This is a genomic window from Clostridium tertium (genome assembly GCF_017873245.1).
GTDB classification, from domain to species: Bacteria; Bacillota; Clostridia; order Clostridiales; family Clostridiaceae; genus Clostridium; species Clostridium tertium.
Genome location: NZ_JAGGJY010000007.1, coordinates 122612 through 140485, shown reverse-complemented (window position 1 = coordinate 140485; position 17874 = coordinate 122612). Strand labels below are relative to the sequence as shown.

Here is a 17874-nt window from a genome sequence, read left to right as displayed (position 1 = left end):
TAAAATATAATTTACATATGAATAGTTATTTCATAACTTTCTTTAATAAATTAATTTTATTATTATATGGTGCAAATTTAATTGGAAACTCAATGAAAGTCCCTCTTTTAATTACGGATTTTTTATGAGTGAATACATCAAAGCTTGCTTTACCATGATATGCCCCCATACCACTTGGACCAACGCCTCCAAAAGGTAAATATGAAGATGCAACATGGATTATAGTATCATTTATTGTAACTCCACCAGATGTAGTTGAATTTAATACTTTTTCTATTGAAGTAGAATCCTCAGAAAAATAATATAATGCAAGAGGCTTATCTTTATTTATTACATAAGTTAAAGCTTCATCTAAACTTGAATATTCTAAAATAGGAAGAATAGGACCGAAAATTTCTTCTTCCATGATTAAGCTATTTTCTTTAATATTTGTTAAAATAGTTGGTTCCAAATATAGATCTTTTTCGTCAACGGATCCTCCAAAATATATTTCACCATCATTTAAATAGTTTTTTAATCTTAATAATGAATGTTTGTTTATTATGCGAGGAAAATCAGAACTAGATTTTATATCAGATCCAAATTGTAGTAATAATTCTTTTTTTAATTCTTTTAATAATTTTTCTTTAATATCTTTTTGAACTAATATATAATCTGGAGCAACGCAGGTTTGACCAGCATTTAAAAATTTCCCCCAAACTATCCTTTTGGCAGCCAAATTTAGTTTAGCCGAATTATCTACTATACAAGGGCTTTTTCCTCCAAGCTCTAAAGTAACTGGAATAAGATTTTTTGATGCCTTTTCCATAATTATTTTTCCAACTCTAACACTTCCCGTAAAGAAAATGTAATCAAATTTTAAATCTAGTAAATAGGAAACAGTATCCTTTCCACCTAAAGGATTAACAACTCTTATATAATTTTCTTTGAAATTTTCGTTTATTATTTTTTCAAGTAGTAAAGCTATATTTTGAGTGCTTTCTGAAGGCTTAATAATAGCACAGTTTCCAGCAGATATAGCACCTATTAATGGAGCAATAACTAATTGAAATGGATAGTTAAAAGGACCTATTATTAAAGTTACCCCATAAGGATCTTTATAAATGTAACTTTTAGCAGGAAAGTGAACAATAGGACTTTTTCTTTTTTCTCTTTTAGACCATTTCCTTAAATTTTTTATATGAAGATTTAATTCATCATAAACTATTCCAATTTCAGTAGCATAACTTTCAAAATTTGATTTTCTTAAATCTTTATATAAGGCATCCATTATATCTTGTTCATTTTCTTTTATTAAATTTTTAAGTTTTTTTAAATTATTAATTCTATAGTTAATATCTTTTGTTTTATTAGAATAAAAAAACTCTTTTTGACTATTAAATATATTTAAAATATTCTCCATAAGAACCTCCATGATTTATCACATAAAAATCAAAATCTACATAATAATATTTATATATAAGCTTATTATAGCACTTAAAATAATAATAAATTAAATTATCTTTAAAAATAGTAATATAGGTATATTTTAAATAAAAAAATATAAAGTTTATAGTAAAAATTTTGAATGTATAAATAATAATAATTTATATAAAATTAAGTAAGATATATTTAAAATTTGAAGTTTCATTTAACTTGTTATATTGATTAGTTAATAATATATAATTAGTAATTATGCATTTTCTTAATTGAAAGATAGATGTATAAATGTTAAAATATATATACCCTATAGAGGTATAGTATTATGGAGGTTTTAAGTATGGAAGAGGAAAATGAAAAGCTAAGAAAAGATATAGTAAATAGATTGAAAAGAATTGAAGGACAAGTAAAAGGAATTCAAGGAATGATGGAGAAAAATGTGTGCTGCTCTGATATATTAGTGCAAATATCAGCAATTAGATCAGCAATAAACAGAGTAGGTGGACTAACTATTGAGTATTATGCAAATAATTGCTTAGGTATTGAAGAAGGGTCATGCGAGCAAGATACTTTAAAGCAATTAATAAAAACTATAAATACATTTGTAAAATAATATTTAAAAAATCTTAATTAACTATTTACAAACTATTAATAAAGTGATAATATTTTTTATAAATAATTGAATTATAGGCTATGATGAGAAGAAGTAAAATTGATGTATCTTTTCAGAGAGTTCTACATTAGCTGTGAGTAGAATAAGAAAGTTAATTTGAATAACATCTCTGAGCCGTGCCCCGAAAGATAACACCTAGTAGGCGGTAACCGGGTTGCGCCCGTTATAGTGCTAGAGTATCTAAGTTTTACTTATGTACTTGAAGAGTCTATTATTGTGAAGTAATAGTGAATTAAGGTGGCAACATGGAATTATAGCTTTCATCCTTTTATATATAAAGGATGAAGGCTTTTTTTATTGTAATAAAACTGTTTTACTCTTGGGGATTTGATTATTTAAATTTAATTAATTATTTATTTAAAGGGGGAAGTTTAAAATGAAAGTAGAAGGAATAATAATACCAGAAGGTTACAAAAGTAGCACAACATTGATTGAAACAGAGGTTCATATTAAAAAAATAAAAGACTTCTTTGAAAAAAAACTAGCAGAAAACTTAAACTTAACAAGAGTTTCAGCGCCATTATTTGTTGATGCACAAAGTGGTGTTAATGATAATCTAAATGGAGTAGAAAGACCAGTAAAGTTTGATGTATTAGCAACTGGAAAGGATGTGGAAATAGTTCATTCATTAGCTAAATGGAAGAGACTAAGTCTTCATAGATATGGATTCAAAGTATCGGAAGGATTATATACTGATATGAATGCAATAAGAAGAGATGAAGAACTAGATAATTTACATTCTATTTATGTAGACCAATGGGATTGGGAAAAAGTTATAGATAAAAAAGATAGAACTGAAGAAAAGCTAAAGGAAGTAGTAAGATGTATTTATGATGTTTTTAAGGAAACTGAAAAGTATGTTCATAAAGATTTAATAGAGGGGGAAGATAAATTACCAGAAGAAATATTTTTTATAACTACTCAAGAGTTAGAAGACAAGTATCCAGAATACACTCCAAAAGAAAGAGAAGATGCTATATGTAAAGAACATAAAGCAGTATTTCTAATGAAAGTTGGAGGGGTTTTAAAATCTGGAGAAAAGCATGATGGAAGAAGTCCAGACTATGATGATTGGAACTTAAATGGAGATATATTATTTTGGTACCCACTTTTAGATAGGGCTGTAGAGCTATCTTCAATGGGAATAAGAGTAGATGAAAAAGCATTAGATTATCAACTTAAAGTTTCAGGAAATGATGACAGAAGAAGTTTAGATTTTCACAGGATGCTATTAAGTGGAGAATTACCTTATACAATAGGGGGAGGAATAGGACAATCTAGAATTTGTATGTATTTACTAAATAAAGCACATATAGGAGAAGTACAAGCAAGTACATGGGATGAAAAAAATTTAAAAGTATGTAGAGAAAACGACATAAACTTATTATAATCTATTAAATAAAGAATAATTAATATCTATTACTAATAATAACTTTTAAATAATATTGACAAATAAAAATAATTATTTATAATTATGATATATTAACTTATAAATACACATTAACTTTTGAAGGTTTAAGGTAATGTGAATAAAGGAGGCGAATTGCATGAAGGCATTTGTTGACGAAAATACATGTATATCTTGTGGACTTTGCGAAGGAGTCTGTCCAGAGGTATTTTCATTAGAAACAGGAGTTTCAGTTGCTATAGAAGGAACTGTTGCAGCAGAATTGGAAGATGCAACAAGAGAAGCTTGTGAAAGCTGTCCAGTAACAGCTATTTCAATAGAAGAATAATTTAAAAGCCATACACTAAATAATAAAGTGTATGGCTTTATTTTTTAAATTTTCTTTTTGCACGTCTTTCTAATTCTCTAAATTCTCTCTTCTTTCTAGCAGACATTAAAAGTCTAGTAACTGTTGATACAAATATAACTCCAAGAGAAAGTGAACCAGCATTTGCTAATGTAGTTAATCCTATTTCTAAAGATTTCATTATGTCTCCATTTATAGCTTCATACATTGTATAATACATTCCTCCACCAGGAACTAATGGAATTAAGGCACAAATTATAAGCGTTGTAACAGGAGTTTTTAATACTCTTGCAAGAACTTCTGAGTAAATACTAAAAATAATTGCTGAAATAAAAAATGATGAAGTTGTATTAAAGCCTAAACTTTCACAATATAAACTTGTGAACCAACTTAATCCACCACCTAAAGCAGCATAAAATAATTTTTGCCCCTTTATATTAAATAATATACCAAAACCGAGTGTAGAAAAAAATGCAAATAATGATTGTATTAGCATATTATAATCCTCCAAAAGTAGAAATCCAAAAACTAAGTACAGCACCAGTACCTACAGCTATTGAAATTGCAACTAAAAAAGCCTCAGCAGCTCTAGTAAGACCTGCAAGCAAATCGCCGGATATTGTATCTCTTATTGCATTTGTAATAGCAAGACCGGGAACTAATAGCATTATGGAACCAATTATAGTCTTGTCTATGTCATTTATAAATCCTAACTTTAAAAATAAAATAGCCATTATAGCAGCAATTCCTGCTGAAATACTATTTATAAAAAATTGATTTATTTCAAGGCTAGAAAATTTTATAGATACTGACTTTATAATAAGTCCAATGAAAAAAGCAGCAATAGCTTCTTTAATTTTTCCACCAAAAAGAAACACAAAGCAAAATGCACCTAATGCAGAAATTAATATAGCTGTTTTATCATTATACCTTTCTCCACTATTTATTATTTGTAGTTGAGTTTTTAGTTCAGATACAGATAATCCTCTGCTTATAATATTTCTAGACAAATCATTTACTTTATCAACTTTATTTAAATCAATAGTCCTTGTGGAAACTCTTCTAATTAATGAATAGGTTTTTCCTTCATGACATACAGAAACCATAATACCAGTTGTAGTAACAAAGCTTTCTGCATCCTCTACTCCATAGATTTTACAAATTCTCCATATTATTTCTTCAGATCTATATGTTTCCCCACCAGACTCAAGCATTATTTTTCCTGCGAAAGTTGCAACGTGAAGTATTTCATTCATATCCATATTGTATGCTCCTTATAAACCTAAAAATTTTCTTAAAGTATTATAACATAATAGCATTATACATAGTATATACTAATTTACAGAATTAATAATATATATAATATTATTAATGAATTAATTTATAAATTTATAAAAAAACAAGAATAATTTAGAAATATTAATTGATTATTATTTAAATTATATTTATAATTTAGTAAAAAAGGATTTGGGGTGATTAAATGAATTTTGAAAACATTTCAAAAGAAGATAAAGCAATTTATGAATTAATAGAAAAAGAACTAAAAAGGCAACAAGATGGAATTGAACTAATTGCATCAGAAAATTTTGCTTCAAAAGCAGTAATGGAAGCTATGGGCTCATTCCTTACAAACAAATATGCAGAAGGATACCCAAATAAAAGATATTATGGTGGATGTCACGTAGTTGATGAAGTAGAAGATATAGCAAGAGAAAGAGCAAAAGAACTATTTGGTGCTGAGCATGCAAATGTTCAACCACATTCAGGTTCACAAGCAAACATGGCTGTTTATTTATCAGCACTAGAGCCAGGTGATACAGTTTTAGGAATGGATTTAAGTCATGGAGGACATTTAACTCATGGTTCACCAGTAAATTTCTCAGGAAAGCTATTTAATTTTGTTTCCTATGGTGTTGATAAGGAAACTGAAACTATTGATTATAATATAGTTAGAGAATTAGCTCTTAAGCATAAGCCAAAACTTATTGTAGCAGGTGCAAGTGCATATGCAAGAATAATTGATTTTAAAGCTTTTAAGGATATATGTGATGAGGTAGGAGCTTTATTCATGGTAGATATGGCTCATATTGCAGGGCTTGTTGCAGCAGGAGTACATCCATCTCCAGTGCCATATGCAGATTTTGTAACATCAACAACACATAAAACATTAAGAGGACCAAGAGGTGGATTAATTCTTTGTAAAGAAAAATATGCAAAGCAAATAGATAAAACCATATTCCCAGGAATACAAGGAGGTCCACTTATACATACTATAGCAGCAAAAGCAGTATGTTTTAAAGAAGCACTAGACCCAAGTTATAAAGAATATATAAAAAGTGTAGTTAATAATTGCAGTACATTAGCTAATGAATTAACTAAATATGATTTTAAAATAGTTTCAGGTGGAACAGATAATCATTTAATACTTGTTGATTTAACTAATAAAGATGTTACAGGAAAAGATGCAGAAATACTTTTAGATAGTATAGGAATAACAGTAAATAAAAATACTGTACCAAATGAAACTAAAAGTCCATTTGTAACATCTGGAATTAGAATAGGTACTCCGGCTGTAACAACAAGAGGATTTAATGAAGAAGATATGAAAGAAGTGGCAGCTATTATAAATGATGCAATTTCTAAAAAAGATCATGATTTAGAATTATTAAAATCAAGAGTTAAAACTTTATGTGAAAGGCATCCATTATATAACTAATAAAATTTATATATAGTATAGATTAAATTATAAAATAAATAAAAAAACTATAAATAGTAGAAAGATGATTTTATTCTGATGAAGCAGTTTATTACATATTTCTACTATTTTTTTTATTTATTAACAGATAGGTTGTAAAGCTTGATAAAAATATGACGATACTTATAGAAAAAGGGTTTGGGGGAAGAGATACTTGGAAAATAAAGTAACAAGAAAAACAAATAGAGGATTTGTCATAGCAACTTCAGTTCTTGCAATAACATACTCATTAGGGTTATTAGCCATGTTAAAAAATAAAAGAATAGAAAAAGAATTTGCATATTTAGCACTTGCAATCACATTAGTATCAACATTTATTATGGTCATATTTTATTTTAAGGATAAAGATAATATAAAGATAAGACATATAGTTGGAACACCATATGCAATAGTCTATGCAATATTACTATTTAAATCTAATTTGATGGTAGCTCCAGTTGCAATAGTACCTCTTATAGTTATATGTATGATATATTTAGATCATAAATTTATGATAATACCAATAGTAGGAGCTTTTATATTCAATGTAATCTGGGCTTTTATAAATTTTAATAATGAAGCTATTAGAGATAATATACTCTTAGAATTGGTATGTATTTTCATGTTTTATGCAATGACTTTTATTATAACTAGAATATCAAATAAAATAAGGGTAGAAGCAGATCTTGAAAGAGAAAAAAGCAATAATATGGTTAAAGAACAAGAGAAGATATTAATTGAAATAAGGTCAGCAATAGAATTATTAAATAAGAATACATCATCAATATCAGAGACATTTAATACTATAGAATCATCATCAACTGATATAAGTGGTGCAATTTTAGAGATATTAAATGGTTGTGAAAGTACTACTTCAAATATTGAAGAGCAAAACAAAGCATCAAATAATATAAAATTAGATATTGAAAGTGCTGTAAATAATTCAAAGGACATGGAAACTGAGTTTAAGAAAAGTAGAGATATTTTCGAAAACGTATTTGGAATGGTAGAAGAAGTTGCTAGAAATTCTAATGAAGTTAAAAATAAAAATTTAGAGGTTTATACAATAGCTAATGAACTAAAGGAAAAGACTTCTAAAGTATTAATAATAATTGATATTATTAGAGATATATCAGAAAAAACTAATCTTTTAGCCTTAAATGCAGCTATAGAATCAGCTAGAGCAGGTGAATATGGCAGAGGATTTTCAGTTGTTGCAGATGAAATAAGAAAGTTAGCAGAGCAAAGTAAGGATTCCTCAAATGAAATAAATAGTATTATCAAAGAATTAGAAGGCGAAGTTTTAAATGTTTCTAAATCTATTAATGATGTTACAGAAATAATAAATGAAGAAGAATTAATAGTAAAGAATACTACTAGTGAGCTTTATGATTTAACTAATGGATTAGATGATATGGAAAAACTTGTTAAAGGAGTAACTAGTAGAATTATAGAAATAGATAACGATAATTCCAAAATTACAGATGGAATAACTAATGTTGCTTCAATATCAGAGGAAACATTAGCAAATTCACAAAACACAGCTGCAACAGTTGAAATGCTATTTAAAGAAGTTACTGATGCAAAAAATTATTTAGATGAATTAGTTGAATTATCTAAAAGAATGAATACATATTCATAGAATGATATTAAATTAAAAACGTGATATAATATTATTAAACATAATTTTATATCAAAGGAGAAGAATAAATGAAGTTAATATCATGGAATGTTAATGGAATAAGAGCCTGTGTTACAAAAGGCTTTTTAGAATATTTTAAAGAAATGGATGCAGATATCTTTTGTATTCAAGAAAGTAAATTGCAAGAAGGACAAATAGATTTAGAATTAGAAGGATATCATCAGTATTGGAACTATGCTGAGAAAAAAGGTTATTCAGGAACAGCTATATTTACAAAAGAAAAGCCTTTAAGTGTAAGCTATGGATTAGGGATAGAAGAGCATGATAAAGAAGGTAGAGTTATCACTTTAGAATTTGAAAATTTCTATATGGTAACAGTTTATACTCCAAATTCAAAAAATGAACTTGCTAGATTAGATTATAGAATGGTTTGGGAAGATGCATTTAGAGATTATTTAAAGGTATTAGATGAAAAGAAACCAGTTATAGTTTGTGGAGATTTAAATGTTGCACATAAGGAAATAGACTTAAAAAATCCTAAGACTAATTTAAGGAATGCAGGATTCACAGAAGAAGAAAGAAGTAAATTTACAGAATTATTAAATGCTGGTTTTGTTGATACATTTAGATATTTTTATCCTGATGAAGTTGGAGCATATTCTTGGTGGTCATATCGATTTAATGCAAGAGCAAAGAATGCAGGATGGAGAATTGATTACTTCTTAGTATCAAATTCAGTAAAGTATAAATTAGAAGATGCTAAAATTCATTCTGAGGTTTTAGGCTCTGATCATTGCCCAGTTGAATTAAAAATTAATATTTAAGATAATAAAGAATTAAGCTACTGTACTATTTATGTTTTATATATAGTAAGGTGGCTTTTTTTATTAGAAATTACAAATTAATTTTGAAATCAGTAATATATTAATATAAGAGATTACAAAAAACTTAGAGATGAAATTATAGAGAAAAATGAAAGTAATATTTTAAAATTTTCAGCTAAATATCTTTATAAATAGTTTTAAAAAGTTATTGGAGTAAAGGTTACAGAAAGAATAAGCGTAGAAGTTAAAAAGCAAGTGAGAGTTATAAAAAAGCATAATTTATACAATTGAAAAGTAATATATATTATGAATAAACTATAGGGGTGATGTAGTGTCAATTAAGGAAGTTAAAAATAGCTTACCAAAAGAGCTTATAGAAATTTTAGAAAATATATTTACAGATGGTCAGTTAGATCTTATTTATAAAAGTTATTATAGAGGACGAAATACTACATTTAGAATTAATACTTTAAAAGGCAATACTAAGGAAGTTATGGATGAATTAAGCATGAATAAAATAAAGGCTGTAAATCATCCAGTATTAAAAAATGGATTTATTGCAAAAGGCATTAAGGAGAATAACTTAAGAAGATTAGAGGCTTATAAATATGGTAAAATATATTTACAAAACCTATCTTCAATGTTACCTCCTTTATTTTTAGATTTGAAAGAAGATTTAGTTGTTTTAGATATGTGTGCAGCACCAGATGGAAAGAGCCTTTACATGGCTGATTTAACTAAAAATAAAGCAACTATTTTAGCAAATGATGTAAATGAAATAAGAAGAGAGAGGTTAAATTACAATATAGAAAAACAAGGTGCAAATTCAATAATAGTCTTAGGTGCAGATGGATGTTCTATAGGTAAACGATTAAATAAATATTTTGACAGAGTTCTTTTAGATGTTCCTTGCTCTGGAGAAGGAATAATCACGTTAAAAAGTAGTAAAGCATATAAGGGATGGAATGAAAAAAAAGTTGCATTGTGCTCAAAATTACAAAAAAGATTATTTGATAGTGCTTATAATGCTCTAAAGCCTGGGGGAATCATGGTATACTCAACATGTACTTTGAATCCTTTTGAAAATGAAGAAGTTATAGAGTATGCATTAAATAAATATCCACATTTGAGATTAGAAAAAATTAATTTAGAATTACCAAATGTAATAAGGGGTTTGAGTAAATATAAAGATAAAATATATAGTGAAGAAATTACAAAATCAATAAGAATAATTCCAAATGAAAATATGGAAGGATTTTTTATAGCTAAATTAGTTAAAAATAAAGAATAATTTGAATACTACTTGAAAATTGTAATATTGAAATTTCTATTATAGTTTGGAAGTAAAAAGGAAGAAAATAAGTTAATATAAATAAAAATACCACTACAAAGTTATAAATAAATTTTGTAGTGGTATTGTATAATTAAATTCTTAGTAATGAACATGAATTAGATGAAATCTTATATTATCATTACTCCAACCTAAGTCATAGGGAACAAGGAGTCTATTAGTGTTATGACATGTAACTAAAGGATATCCCTTAGAATCAAATCCAGTAACTGTTGATATATGGGTTATTCTCCCTTTCTTTTCATATGCAACAAAATCTCCAGGCCTCATATTAAAGGCTGCCTTATATGTTTGTTGATAGGATCCTTTAGCAATATATGAAGCTCTACCACTTCCAACCATATAATTTTTGAAGCCTTGTGCGTTTAGCCAAGCCTTAGTTCCTTCTTTTCCAGAGTAATTCCATAGGCCATTTTTCTTGAAACCTCCACCTTCAAATAGTATTTGTGAAGCAAAATTTGCACAGTCACCACCATCAGGATTGTGATCTTTATATTTTGAATTATATTTAAAAGTAAATTCTTCATCTTCAGAAACTCCACAATATTTATGAGCATATTCTACTGCCTTTGTTACTCTTTCATTAGGTATAAATTCTGGTTGCTTTTGAGTTAATATATAATTTTTTATTTCATCAGATTTTATATTTTTCATATCAAGTGAATCTGCAAAAGGGTCAGTATACCATTCCTTAGTTATAATATATCTATCATTTTCTTTCTTTAAGTTTAGGTAGTGATTAGTTCCTAGCCTAAAGTGATTAATAACATCTGGAGTATCAATATAAAAATAATTAAAATCTGTTGCAACATCACAAATTACTCCATATAAACCTGGCTCTTTTTCAGCAACTTTTCTTATTCTAACTATAGATTTTAAATCTCTAAACTTTACAGCTTGTTTTTCCGACCAACTTATTAAATAATTAGTTTTTTTAGCTTCACTTTCATATGCCCATAAGCTTACTTTTATATTTAAATCATAAAATCCCTTTAATAATTCACAATCTCCAGAAACTATAGCAGCATTCCTTTGTGCAAATAAATCTTCTAGCAAACCTTTAAATTCTTGCTTCATTTCCTCAGAGGATAAACCATTATTTAAAAAGTTAATAGTTTCCTCATCTTCATAAATGTCATCTGCAAAAGAAATAGAAAAGGGTAATATATTAAAGGTAAATAGTACAATTAAAATAAAATTTATAAATTTATATTTAAGCTTCACAAATTTCGCCTCTTTCCTCTTTAAACTATATAAGTAGTTTATACAAAAGATATTAAATTTATCTATAAGTTATTAGTATTTTGTATGGATGTTTTTAGCAAATAAGTAATAAAAACATATAATAAAGTATTAAAAATTAAGTAAGAGGAAATTTATGAAAAGATTAAACTATCTTTATGAGAATGCAATGGAAGTAAAATTTGATAATGGGGATAATATAGTATTTATTTCAGATATCCACAGAGGTGATGGAACTTTTTATGATTCCCTTCTTCCAAACAGAAATATTTATAAGACAGCTCTAGCTTATTATTACAGAAAGGATTTTACTTATGTTGAAGTTGGAGATGGAGATGAGCTCTGGAAAAATAGAAATTTTAATGATATAGCATATTGCTATAATGATATATTTAAGTTATTTAATAGATTAAAAGAAGAAAATAGAATTTATATGATTTATGGAAATCATGATATAATAAAAAATAGAGATAATTTTTATAATACACAGTATAGGGCATTAAGAAAAATTGGAGCCAATTATGGAAAAAACTTTTTAAAGTTTATTAAAGATATTAAGTTTTATGAAGGTATTAATTTTAAATTTACTCCTGTTAATGAAAAGTTTCTAGTTACTCATGGACATCAAGCAGATTTAATAAATTCTGATTATTGGATGATATCACGATTTTTAGTAAGATATGTGTGGAAATTTTTAAATGGACTAGCAGGATTTAATGATCCAACAAGTCCTGCTAAAAATAATAAAAAAGGAAATAAAGTTGATAGAAAGCTTGAAAAATGGACAAAAGAAAATGGTAAAATGCTACTATGTGGACATACTCATAATAGTAGAATGCCAGGCAAACTTGAGCCACCATACTTTAATGATGGGTGTTGTGTTTTACCATATGCAATGACAGCAATAGAAATAGAAAGTGGAAAAATATCTCTTGTAAAATGGAGTGTGGAATCACAAGAATCAGGAGTTCTTTGGGCAAGAAGAAAAATTATTACTGGACCAGAAAGATTAGAAGACTACTTGTTATGGGCAAGAAACGAAAGAATAAGAATGATAAAAGAAGCTAAAGAAGGAAATAAAAGTAAAATAGAAAATAGGAAATAAAGGAGAGATATATATGAATTCAATTGACTTACATTGTGATACTGCTAGCAGATTATTATATGAAAATCTAAAGCTTAAGGAAAGTATTTGCAAAGTTGATATAAAAAAATTAAAGGAATCTAAAGCATTAGCACAGGTTTTTGCGCATTTTATAGAGTTAAATATAGTAGATAATCCATATTTAGAATTTAAAAGAATGCATGAAGTTTTAATAAAAGAATTAAAAGAAAATTATAATGATATTGAAATAGTAAGAAATTTAGAGGAGTTAGAAAGAGTTAATAATAAAGGGAAAATAGGAGCTTTCTTCTCAATAGAAGAAGGTGAAGTATTAGAAGGAAAAGTAGAAAGAGTAAAAGAGGTTTATGATATGGGGATAAGATTCATAACATTAACATGGAATTTTCCAAATAGTATAGGTTATCCCAATGCAGGATATAGATATAAAGATAATGGTTTAACTTCTAAAGGAAAAGAAATAGTTAATGAAATGGAGAGGATTGGAATAATACCAGATTGTTCTCATTTATCAGATGGTGGATTTTATGATTTAGTAGATATATGTAAGAAGCCTTTCGTTGCAACTCATTCTAATGCTAGAGAAATAACTAATCATTCAAGAAATTTAACTGATGATATGATAGTTAAATTAGCTAATAAGGGTGGAGTTATGGGATTAAACTTCTGTGCACCATTTTTGGGAAAAGAAAAGATTCCTACAATTGAATCTATGATAGCACATATTAAACATATTAGAAATATTGGAGGTATAGATGTACTTTCACTGGGAACAGATTTTGATGGGATTGAAAATGAAGTGGAAATTAGAAATATTGGAGAAATAGGAAGACTTAGAGATGCTTTGATAAAAGAAAAATTTACAAATTCAGAAATTGATAAGATATTCTTTAAAAATGTAAAAAGAGTAATTAAAGAATGTCTATAATACAAACTAAAAGCTAGGAGAAGAAGATGGAAAACTTACAAGGGAAAATAGCCTTAGTTACAGGCGCATCACGTGGTATTGGAAAAGCAATAGCCATTGAATTAGCTAAAGAAGGGGCAACGGTAATTATAAATTACTCAAAAGACGATGATGGTGCAGAAACTACATTAGCAGAAATAATTGCATTAGGAGGATATGGTAAATTATATAAGTGTAACATATCTGATTATGCTATGTGTAAAGAAATGATTGACCATGTTATAGAATCATTTGGGAAGATAGATATATTAGTCAATAATGCAGGAATATCTACTATAGGATTGTTTATGGATTCTTCAAAAGAAGATATAGATAATGTTATGGAAGTAAATATTATAGGAACTATGTACTTAAGTAAACATGCGCTTCCTCATATGATTTCTAAAGGAAAAGGGAATATAATTAATATTTCTTCTATATGGGGCGATGTTGGAGCTTCATGTGAAGTAGTATATTCTAGTTCTAAAGGGGCAATAAACTTGTTCACTAAATCACTTGCTAAGGAAGTGGCTCCAATGGGAGTAAGAGTAAATGCAATTGCACCGGGAGTAATTAATACAGAAATGAATTCATTTTTATCAAAAGATGAAAAGAAGGAACTAAAAGATGAAATACCAATGGGAAGATTTGGAGAAGCTGATGAAATTGGAAGATTAGTGGCTTTTATATGTAATGATTCATGTAAATATTTAACTGGACAAATTATAAGAGTTGATGGAGGACTTATTTAGAATTAATAATAGGTAGTTGATAATAGACATAAACTTTTATTTAAGTTAAAAAACGTCTTTAAGTAAGTAAAATCAATGGTTTAAAAGGGGGTCGCGTTTCGCGACCCCCTTTACAAAATAAGATATTAACTTTTTAAGGCAATAAAGCTTACTTTAAATTTAATAAATTTTATATTAAATAGATTTCTTAGATTGAGCCTTTTACTAATAATCAGATTATCATATGTATTTTATAATTTTACTAATATAAATTCATTTTAAATAAAAATTATATGTTAAAGTGATATTCAATACTATAAGTCAGTATGAAAAAAACTATAATTATTTTTTATATTTCTTATATATTTTCTTTATTACTATTACAATGATCTTTATAAGTAAATAGATAAAAAAGATATAAATGAAACCATATAAACCATAAGCAATATCAGCAAATTCCATATTACCTCTGTTTGTTAGTTTTTGCTGTATTTCTATAGCAAAAACTATAACTATCATAACTGTTAATGTATAGATAAAAGATATTGCAGTAATGCTATATTTTGCAAGTTTCTTAAATAAAACTTGTGTTACTCCAAATATAATTATTCCAATTAAAGCCATAAATATAAAGTGAAGTTGTTTATCATTTAATTGATACCCAGCTATGCTGACAATATCTAAAACTTTATCATGTAAGTCATTAATAATGTTAGCTATTAATTTTAATATTTCTACCATAGATATTCCCCCTATGTTATTTTATCATTTATTATATCATTAAATGTAGGAATTTACTAATTATGAATATAAGGATATCTTAAATATATAATGTTTATTTAAAGAAGGTTTACAGAATATTATAAATTAGATATAGTTTAAGTAGATAAAAGAAAATAAATAGAGATTTGGTTAAGAGTTAAAATAGAACTCTTAAAATAGAAAGGACTTAATATTATGGGAAAAGTATTAGTACTAGCAGAAAAGCCTTCTGTTGGTAGAGATATAGCAAAGGTTCTAAAAAGTAATCAAAATAAGGGATCATATATTGAAGGAAATAAGTATGTAATAACTTGGGCATTAGGGCATTTAGTTGGTCTTCAAGATCCAGAAGGATATGATGAGAAGTATAAAACTTGGAGTATGGAAACTCTTCCAATGTTACCTAAGTATATGAAGCTTACTGTTTTAAAAAAGACATCTAAGCAATTTTACGAAGTAAAAAAGCTTTTAAATAGAAATGATATTGAAGAAATAGTAATAGCTACAGATGCTGGTAGAGAAGGTGAGCTTGTAGCAAGATGGATTATAGAAAAGGCAGGAGTTAAGAAACCTATAAAAAGACTATGGATATCATCTCAAACTGATAAGGCGATATTAGATGGCTTCAAGAACTTAAAGCCTGGAAGCCACTACGAAAACCTATATAAGGCAGCAGTATGTAGAGCAGAGGCTGATTGGATAGTTGGACTTAATGCAACAAGAGCATTAACATGTAAATATAATGCACAGCTTTCAGCAGGAAGAGTACAATCACCAACTTTAGCTATGATAGTTGATAGAGAAGATGAAATAAAGAACTTTAAACCAAAAGACTTTTATACTATATCTGCAAAAGCAAATGGAATATCTCTTCAGTGGGTTAATAAAGATAATAATTTAAGGATTTTCAATGAAGAAGCAGCAAATAAAATTTTAAATAATTTAAAAGGGCATGATGCTAAAATAATATCTATAACAGAAACACCTAAAAAGAAATTTTCTCCAGCTTTATATGATTTAACAGAGCTACAAAGAGATGCCAATAAAATATGGGGATATTCAGCAAAGCAAACTTTATCAATAATGCAAAGACTATATGAAAATCATAAGATTTTAACATATCCAAGAACTGATTCAAGATATATATCAACAGATGTTGTTTCAACTATTCCAGAGAGATTAAAAGCAATATCTATTGGTGAATATAGAATGGCATCTTCGGAGATATTAAAGGGAAAAATAAATGTGAGTAAGAGCTTTGTAGATAATAGCAAGGTAAGTGATCACCATGCAATAATACCTACTGAGCAAAAGCCAAACTTAAGTAATTTAAGTTCAGAAGAAAGACATATATATGACCTTGTAGTTAAAAGATTTTTAAGTGTTTTAATGCCTCCATTTGAATATATTCAAACAAATATAAAGGCTGAAATAAATAAAGAAATATTTATTGCAAAGGGTCAAGTTATAAAATCAAAGGGATGGAAAGCCTTATATGATAAAGAAATAATAGATGATAATTCAAAAGAAGATGATTTAAAAGATCAAGTTATTCCAAAACTTAATAATGGGGATTTATTAAAGATAAATTCAGTAGATTTAAGTAAAGGTCAAACTAAGCCACCAGCTAGATTTAATGAAGGAACTCTTTTATCAGCTATGGAAAACCCACAAAAATATATCAGTGTAGATAAAGATTCTGCTAAAACATTAAATGAAACAGGTGGACTTGGAACTGTTGCAACTAGAGCAGATATAATTGAAAAATTATTTAATTCTTTTGTAATAGAAAAGAAAGGCAAAGAAATTATACCTACATCTAAGGGAAGGCAGCTTATAGATTTAGTTCCAAAGGAGCTTAAATCACCATTGTTAACTGCAAAATGGGAAAAGAAATTAGATGGAATAAGCAAAGGAAAAGAAGATTCTAATTTATTTATAAAAGAAATGAGAAACTATGCTGTAGCATTAATAGAATCTATAAAAGGAACTGATAGTAAATTTATTCATGATAATAAAACAGGTAAGAAGTGCCCTAATTGCGGTAAATATCTTTTGGAAGTAAAAGGTAAAAATGGAGTCATGAATGTTTGCCAAGATAGAGAGTGTGGCTATAGGGAAAGCGTAAGTAGAAATACAAATGCTAGATGTCCAGAATGTAAAAAGAAATTAGAACTTCGAGGACATGGAGAAGGGCAAATATATGTATGTCCAAATACCAATTGTACATTTAGAGAAAAAGCTTCAGTATTTAATAAAAGATTTAACTCTAAGTCTGATAAGGTAAATAAAAAAGAAGTAAATAATATAATGAAGAAGATGAAAAAAGAAGCAGAAGAACCACTAAATAATCCTTTTGCAGAACTTTTAGGAAAGATGAATTTAAAAGACTAATGTAATAATTAGATAGCAAAAGAACAGCTTGAAACTTATGAAAGTCAACAAAGAGCCTGAAAAAGAAAAAAAGCCTACAGAATTAGAAATTGATTAGTAAAAAAATAAACTATATTTTTAAAAATATAGTTTATTTTTTTATAATAATTTTGGAATAATAATATAAAATAATAATATAAATATATAGTCTGAAAAAATTCTATGAAAAATTTAAGTTGATTTCAGATGAATAAGAAAAGTAACATATGGTAAAAATTAGAATTGTAGAGAGGATGAAGT

At 27.3% G+C, this 17874-nt stretch carries 16 protein-coding genes and 1 other annotated feature; of the genes, 11 read left to right on the top strand and 5 right to left on the bottom strand.

The features are described from left to right. Positions 1–25: 25 nt before the first annotated feature. Entirely contained in the window at positions 26–1402 is a 1377-nt protein-coding gene (locus J2Z25_RS09710) for an aldehyde dehydrogenase (RefSeq protein ID WP_209740144.1), read from the bottom strand. A 357-nt stretch (positions 1403–1759) separates the two neighbouring features. Between J2Z25_RS09710 and J2Z25_RS09705 the strand changes: the two genes are divergently transcribed. The 3 genes from J2Z25_RS09705 (at position 1760) to J2Z25_RS09695 (ending at position 3828) form a co-directional block, all read left to right on the top strand. Continuing rightward, a complete protein-coding gene (locus J2Z25_RS09705) occupies positions 1760–2032 on the top strand; it encodes a metal-sensitive transcriptional regulator (protein WP_008679356.1) in 273 nt (90 codons plus the stop codon). Positions 2033–2103: 71 nt separating this feature from the next. Next, positions 2104–2363: a binding site (T-box leader), on the top strand. 105 nt (positions 2364–2468) lie between these two features. Then, positions 2469–3482, top strand: a complete 1014-nt coding sequence (gene asnA / locus J2Z25_RS09700) for an aspartate--ammonia ligase (protein WP_097032848.1) — start codon at positions 2469–2471, stop codon at positions 3480–3482. Positions 3483–3639: 157 nt separating this feature from the next. Beyond that, on the top strand, positions 3640–3828 hold the full coding sequence (locus J2Z25_RS09695; RefSeq protein ID WP_008679353.1) for a ferredoxin: 189 nt from the start codon (positions 3640–3642) through the stop codon (positions 3826–3828). 37 nt (positions 3829–3865) lie between these two features. Here the strand turns inward: J2Z25_RS09695 and J2Z25_RS09690 are convergent, their stop codons facing one another. Both J2Z25_RS09690 and J2Z25_RS09685 read right to left on the bottom strand, forming a co-directional pair. Then, a complete protein-coding gene (locus J2Z25_RS09690) occupies positions 3866–4342 on the bottom strand; it encodes a threonine/serine exporter family protein (RefSeq protein ID WP_008679351.1) in 477 nt (158 codons plus the stop codon). Position 4343: 1 nt separating this feature from the next. Further along, entirely contained in the window at positions 4344–5108 is a 765-nt protein-coding gene (locus tag J2Z25_RS09685) for a threonine/serine exporter family protein (RefSeq protein ID WP_008679350.1), read from the bottom strand. 218 nt (positions 5109–5326) lie between these two features. Here J2Z25_RS09685 and glyA point away from each other — a divergent pair, with 218 nt between their 5' ends. The 4 genes from glyA to J2Z25_RS09665 all read left to right on the top strand — a co-directional run bounded on the left by glyA (position 5327) and on the right by J2Z25_RS09665 (position 10337). After that, a complete protein-coding gene (gene glyA / locus J2Z25_RS09680; protein ID WP_195954779.1) occupies positions 5327–6562 on the top strand; it encodes a serine hydroxymethyltransferase in 1236 nt (411 codons plus the stop codon). A 193-nt stretch (positions 6563–6755) separates the two neighbouring features. Further along, positions 6756–8222 (top strand): methyl-accepting chemotaxis protein, encoded by a 1467-nt coding sequence (locus J2Z25_RS09675; protein WP_209740142.1) that lies wholly within the window; start codon positions 6756–6758, stop codon positions 8220–8222. A gap of 68 nt (positions 8223–8290) precedes the next feature. Next, positions 8291–9046, top strand: coding sequence for an exodeoxyribonuclease III (locus J2Z25_RS09670; protein ID WP_209740140.1), 756 nt, complete (start codon positions 8291–8293; stop codon positions 9044–9046). Between the two features lie 331 nt (positions 9047–9377). Continuing rightward, positions 9378–10337, top strand: a complete 960-nt coding sequence (locus J2Z25_RS09665; RefSeq protein ID WP_209740138.1) for an RsmB/NOP family class I SAM-dependent RNA methyltransferase — start codon at positions 9378–9380, stop codon at positions 10335–10337. Positions 10338–10478: 141 nt separating this feature from the next. Here J2Z25_RS09665 and J2Z25_RS09660 read toward each other — a convergent pair whose 3' ends face one another. After that, positions 10479–11621 (bottom strand): amidase domain-containing protein, encoded by a 1143-nt coding sequence (locus J2Z25_RS09660; protein WP_008679341.1) that lies wholly within the window; start codon positions 11619–11621, stop codon positions 10479–10481. A 154-nt stretch (positions 11622–11775) separates the two neighbouring features. On the opposite strand from J2Z25_RS09660, the gene J2Z25_RS09655 reads away from it, so the two are divergent. Genes J2Z25_RS09655 through ymfI form a run of 3 tightly spaced genes read left to right on the top strand, consistent with a single transcriptional unit; the run spans position 11776 to position 14460 of the window. Continuing rightward, complete coding sequence (locus J2Z25_RS09655; protein ID WP_209740137.1) at positions 11776–12744, top strand: metallophosphoesterase; 969 nt, start codon at positions 11776–11778, stop codon at positions 12742–12744. Between the two features lie 13 nt (positions 12745–12757). After that, a complete protein-coding gene (locus J2Z25_RS09650) occupies positions 12758–13690 on the top strand; it encodes a dipeptidase (RefSeq protein ID WP_209740135.1) in 933 nt (310 codons plus the stop codon). 26 nt (positions 13691–13716) lie between these two features. Then, complete coding sequence (gene ymfI / locus J2Z25_RS09645; RefSeq protein WP_209740133.1) at positions 13717–14460, top strand: elongation factor P 5-aminopentanone reductase; 744 nt, start codon at positions 13717–13719, stop codon at positions 14458–14460. A gap of 321 nt (positions 14461–14781) precedes the next feature. Here ymfI and J2Z25_RS09640 read toward each other — a convergent pair whose 3' ends face one another. Next, positions 14782–15180, bottom strand: coding sequence for a hypothetical protein (locus J2Z25_RS09640; RefSeq protein WP_209740131.1), 399 nt, complete (start codon positions 15178–15180; stop codon positions 14782–14784). Positions 15181–15396: 216 nt separating this feature from the next. On the opposite strand from J2Z25_RS09640, the gene J2Z25_RS09635 reads away from it, so the two are divergent. Further along, the gene (locus tag J2Z25_RS09635) at positions 15397–17595 is read left to right on the top strand and encodes a DNA topoisomerase III (RefSeq protein WP_209740130.1); all 2199 of its coding nucleotides are present in this window, start codon (positions 15397–15399) and stop codon (positions 17593–17595) included. Positions 17596–17874: the final 279 nt, after the last annotated feature.

What these genes read in the sequence shown, in the direction of transcription:
- J2Z25_RS09710 (WP_209740144.1), bottom strand. Translation starts at nt 1,402, where the DNA reads ATGGAGAATATTTTAAATATATTTAATAGTCAAAAAGAGTTTTTTTAT.
- J2Z25_RS09705 (WP_008679356.1), top strand. Translation starts at nt 1,760, where the DNA reads ATGGAAGAGGAAAATGAAAAGCTAAGAAAAGATATAGTAAATAGATTG.
- asnA (WP_097032848.1), top strand. Translation starts at nt 2,469, where the DNA reads ATGAAAGTAGAAGGAATAATAATACCAGAAGGTTACAAAAGTAGCACA.
- J2Z25_RS09695 (WP_008679353.1), top strand. Translation starts at nt 3,640, where the DNA reads ATGAAGGCATTTGTTGACGAAAATACATGTATATCTTGTGGACTTTGC.
- J2Z25_RS09690 (WP_008679351.1), bottom strand. Translation starts at nt 4,342, where the DNA reads ATGCTAATACAATCATTATTTGCATTTTTTTCTACACTCGGTTTTGGT.
- J2Z25_RS09685 (WP_008679350.1), bottom strand. Translation starts at nt 5,108, where the DNA reads ATGGATATGAATGAAATACTTCACGTTGCAACTTTCGCAGGAAAAATA.
- glyA (WP_195954779.1), top strand. Translation starts at nt 5,327, where the DNA reads ATGAATTTTGAAAACATTTCAAAAGAAGATAAAGCAATTTATGAATTA.
- J2Z25_RS09670 (WP_209740140.1), top strand. Translation starts at nt 8,291, where the DNA reads ATGAAGTTAATATCATGGAATGTTAATGGAATAAGAGCCTGTGTTACA.
- J2Z25_RS09655 (WP_209740137.1), top strand. Translation starts at nt 11,776, where the DNA reads ATGAAAAGATTAAACTATCTTTATGAGAATGCAATGGAAGTAAAATTT.
- J2Z25_RS09650 (WP_209740135.1), top strand. Translation starts at nt 12,758, where the DNA reads ATGAATTCAATTGACTTACATTGTGATACTGCTAGCAGATTATTATAT.
- ymfI (WP_209740133.1), top strand. Translation starts at nt 13,717, where the DNA reads ATGGAAAACTTACAAGGGAAAATAGCCTTAGTTACAGGCGCATCACGT.
- J2Z25_RS09640 (WP_209740131.1), bottom strand. Translation starts at nt 15,180, where the DNA reads ATGGTAGAAATATTAAAATTAATAGCTAACATTATTAATGACTTACAT.
- J2Z25_RS09635 (WP_209740130.1), top strand. Translation starts at nt 15,397, where the DNA reads ATGGGAAAAGTATTAGTACTAGCAGAAAAGCCTTCTGTTGGTAGAGAT.